The following is a 4,032-nucleotide window of genomic DNA, read 5'->3' on the forward strand; positions in this document are numbered from 1 at the left end:
TTTGGCTAGGAAGCTACGATTACGCCTTATGTTTCAGTCACCAACGGAGAAATTTCTCAGCCCTGGACGTGAGGATTGAATGATGCAACTTACCAAATCTTATATAGAATTCAAAAATAATATAGTCACCGCCATCAATATTGACGGCTCGCAATATTCATTAAGCATGGAGCCTCATAATTGCGATGACAACGACACGATAGTATGCAGAAAAATAATTAGCAAGTTGCTGGAGGAAAATGAGCACCTCCGGCAAGAGGTGCGTAGGCTAGAGAGGATTTGCTGCTGAAGCTATTTCAGCACTTTCAAAATAGCGGTCATGAGGCCGACGGCAGCAATCAGCATCCCACCCATCCGAACCGTCATCTGTAGTCCCAATTTATCAAACCTGTTAGCAATATCCTTACGGACATCGGCTATCTGCGCGTCGGTCTTCTCGAAGCGGGCTTGCATCTGAGCTTCGTGCTTCTCGAAGCGAGCGTCAACCTTATCGAATCTGGCGTCAATCTCCTTACGAACGTCGTCAAGGTCTCGCTTGGTAGCCACATCCGCCACCTCATGAGACTTGCGTACGACGAGCGAAATAGCCTTGGCTTGCTGACTAGTAAGCCCGGCTGTCTGGAGCTCTTCTGACGCCTGCAATGAATCAAATGCGACTTGGCCCATGGGGAATCCTCCTGTTTAGGCCAAGTGTAGCGTATCCACCACATCAACGAAAGGAGTAACACCAATGGCTCCGGCATTTCCGAGCATTTATGGTGCTAACTATTCGACACAAAACGGAAGGTTCTTTCAACGACGAGGCGATATCTGGATACAGATTGAACGATATCTGCCATGTGCCACTGGAACCCTAAATGAACCGCTTGAGGCTACGGCCCTGCATTGGCTAAACGGACTGGAGAACGGAACGCTAAAACCCAAACGCGCAACCGGAAGTACGGGAGCTGCCAAGACCACTGTATACAAATTAACCGAAGGCGGCCTCAAAAGTCGTTCGCCTCGAGGTTTGTAAAGTAATTAACCACATCAACGAAAAGGAGTACAGCATGAGCAACGTAAAATCACCTCAAATCCCCCTGAGCGAAAACGCGGAAGCTAAGGCTATTGCCGCTTTGAAATTCCTTCGTGATACTGGCTTTTCATTAGAGCAGATTTTGGAAGCATATGAGGAATTTCAGCGACAGGAATTACTTGAGGAGCAATCAAAAGTAACGATTGAATTCATTAATCCTTTGGGTGCGTATGGAGATACCGACAAGCAGGAGCTTCGTAATGCATTAGCTGAATTATTGGCTGAAATTCGGCAACACCAGAAAAACGGGGGTGCAGCATGAACTATAACCAAACGCTTATCGTGCCTAATGGTATTGAACATTGGGAGCCCCGAATCACCGGCCTTGATGTCTACTCTGGCGAGAGAGGCGGAATCATCCTGAAACCTACGGAAATGGGCGTTGCCACTGCCCGTTGGTCGCTCACAGCAAAAATGCGGGAGGCATTCATAAAGATTCTGATGCAGGCGTAATCCCACCCACCACCCTATCGAGGCTCAACCATGCAATTGCAAAATCGGGAGTTAGCGCTCCCTGCCTCTGCTGCGCCTGAAATCCGACCAGCAGAGTGCGATATAGCCACTCTACGCCGCCACGTCATCTCAGGGGACTGGACGCCCATCAACAACGGCACATGCACACTGACCGATCTTGGCTTGCGGCATAACGGTAACGGCCTTGTCTGGCTGCATTCCGGAGTCTCTGTGCATGAGACCGATAGCGATACCGGGCTGACGGGCAACGATAAAGTATCGCATGAGTACCATGAGGGGGTATGCCCAAACAATATATTGAAGAATAAGGATTATTTTGGTTTTGTGCATCTACATAAAATCGATGATTATTGCCTGAATATCCTAACCAATAGCTCCGCACGTGCCATCTTTGAGCAACGAAAGGATGGTAAGGCACTATCAACTTTTGCCTTGCAGTTCTCCATCAGCGAGCGTAAGAAAGCGGCTGATGGTTAGGCGCTTTACCGTAATCCTATCCAGCCGGACAAGTACACGGTATTCGACACAAAGCGTTATCCGGGGCTGGCTTCAGTCTATGAGCGTCAGGGCTGGGATCGTGAATCAATCGACTACGTGGCCTCAATCATCATCAATGATGCAGAGTTTGGGCCGCCTTGGCTACGTTAAGATTCGTACCAGAAAAATTACGGGGAAGAAGGAAACATTTTGGCTTTATCGTTCACACGCTCGCTAGTTTGATGACCGTAGCAAGAAGCAGCGTGATAAGGGGTATGCCCAGAAGTAACCGCGCCACGCAAGGCTTTCAAGCCATTTGTTCAGGCATCAGAACGGGAGAGATTCGGCTTCAAACGTATCCCCGTCGATGGTCAATGGCTGCATGTCTATGCCGACCATATCCGCTTTCTGACGAAAAAGCGCATCCGCATCGATGGACGACAATTAACCGGCTATACGGCCAAAGGCATTCCCGTTCAAATGTTGGGCTGAAGGGGGGTGTGCCCAGAAGAAGCCGCATTCCACAAGGGCTACCGCGATTTTGTGCAGCAGAATCCATCACCTTTCATCTCCATAGGAGCACCCCATGATTGAAGTTGAAAACGTCAAAGTCCTTCTTCTTGAAGCAACAGACCTTGTGTTTAGGCTTAACAAAGATGGAAGCGATACTATCATTTTAAAACCAGAGGCGGATAAGAAAGCGACTCTCGCAGAAATCGTGATTTTCGGTGACCGGCTGATAAAGAACCGCCACGCGCTGTAAGTCCACCCCCCATTGACGCAAGGATAACCCATGCGCTATAGTCACTCTGCAAATTCAGGTGCCGGGATTGACCTCCTGCCGAAGTAACCGCGACATAATGACACGCCGCGAGCGTGTTTTTTTATGTCGCAATCTGGCTACACCTCTATGGTGGGCTGGATGGGGGAGCCGAAAGGCTCGCCGGTGGTTACTCCGGTAAGGTCAACCTCGTTCAGTCCACCACCCAAGATTGACCTCGAAGGTGGTGGTATACACTCAAGTAACCATCGGAGGTCGTTATGACTCATCCAATATCAGCTATTACTCCTTTCTCTTTTGAAGAACATGAAGTACGCGCAGTAATTATTAATGGTGAACCGTGGTTTGTTGCTGTTGATGTTTGCAACGCACTGAAACTCACCAATCCAACCGAAGCAATTCGTCGCTTAGATGACGATGAAAAGGATACCCTAAGTTTAACTAAGAGTATTCAAGATGGGGCTGGAAATCCGAATGTTAACATCATCTCCGAATCCGGCATGTTCACCCTGGTACTACGCTGCCGCGATGCAGTAAAGCAAGGCACACTCCCCCATCGTTTCCGCAAGTGGGTAACGAGTGAATTTCTTCCCTCAATTCGCAAGACCGGCAAGTACGAGCATCCACAGTACAAACCCCAAGCAGCCGAATTATTCAGCAATGATGATGTTGATTGCCTTACCCGCCTCGTCTGGAGCATGAGCAACGGCTTTCACTTCGACCGGGCATAGATTAACGTCATCTGGCACGCTCTGCGCCGCGTAACAGGCGTACCCTCCCCTCAGCACTTTGAAATCCGGCAGCTCCCCCTGCTGGCCGAGAAGTGCCGCCGTATCTACAGCATTACCAACCAGCTTAAAGGTGCCATCTTCGACGCCGAAAAGCAGACAATTCGCCGCATCCTGCGTCATCGTGAGGATGAATCTATCGTGCTTGCTGAAATGCAGCGGATGCTTGAAGAGAGCACGCAGCAGTATTACGGCGTCATGACCCAAGCACTCGAAAAATGGCAACAGGTGAACGTTAACCAGCTTCTGCAACGCCACTAATCACTAATCCCGCCCCGGTATCCTGACGGGGTTCCATTATCGTTTTAACCAACGAGGTATATCTGTATGAAAAATTTAACTATTGCATAAACATTAACCATGTCCAGCCGCGAGATTGCGAAGCTAACTGGAAAAGATCACGGAAGTGTAGTTATCCGTGACATTTGGAATATGAT

General features: G+C 49.1%; 5 protein-coding genes and 1 pseudogene. 5 read left to right on the forward strand and 1 reads right to left on the reverse strand.

Annotated elements, in window-relative coordinates; all coding sequences use genetic code 11:
- Positions 1-291 precede the first annotated feature (291 nt).
- The gene (locus tag ACMX3H_RS19965) at positions 292-666 is read right to left on the reverse strand and encodes a DUF1640 domain-containing protein (protein ID WP_415211931.1); all 375 of its coding nucleotides are present in this window, start codon (positions 664-666) and stop codon (positions 292-294) included.
- Between the two features lie 383 nt (positions 667-1,049).
- Between ACMX3H_RS19965 and ACMX3H_RS19970 the strand changes: the two genes are divergently transcribed.
- The 5 genes and pseudogenes from ACMX3H_RS19970 to ACMX3H_RS19990 form a co-directional block, all read left to right on the forward strand.
- Positions 1,050-1,337, forward strand: coding sequence for a hypothetical protein (locus tag ACMX3H_RS19970; protein ID WP_415211932.1), 288 nt, complete (start codon positions 1,050-1,052; stop codon positions 1,335-1,337).
- Positions 1,334-1,528 (forward strand): hypothetical protein, encoded by a 195-nt coding sequence (locus tag ACMX3H_RS19975; RefSeq protein ID WP_415211933.1) that lies wholly within the window; start codon positions 1,334-1,336, stop codon positions 1,526-1,528. Before ACMX3H_RS19970 ends, ACMX3H_RS19975 begins: the two co-directional genes overlap by 4 nt.
- Positions 1,529-1,558: 30 nt before the next feature.
- The gene (locus ACMX3H_RS19980) at positions 1,559-2,026 is read left to right on the forward strand and encodes a hypothetical protein (protein ID WP_415211934.1); all 468 of its coding nucleotides are present in this window, start codon (positions 1,559-1,561) and stop codon (positions 2,024-2,026) included.
- 586 nt (positions 2,027-2,612) lie between these two features.
- The gene (locus tag ACMX3H_RS19985; protein ID WP_415211935.1) at positions 2,613-2,789 is read left to right on the forward strand and encodes a hypothetical protein; all 177 of its coding nucleotides are present in this window, start codon (positions 2,613-2,615) and stop codon (positions 2,787-2,789) included.
- A gap of 278 nt (positions 2,790-3,067) precedes the next feature.
- Positions 3,068-3,436: pseudogene (locus tag ACMX3H_RS19990) on the forward strand (Bro-N domain-containing protein); the annotation flags it as partial.
- Between the last annotated feature and the right edge of the window lie 596 nt (positions 3,437-4,032).

The organism is Sodalis sp. (in: enterobacteria), assembly GCF_047607725.1.
Lineage (GTDB): Bacteria > Pseudomonadota > Gammaproteobacteria > Enterobacterales > Enterobacteriaceae > JBLKSS01.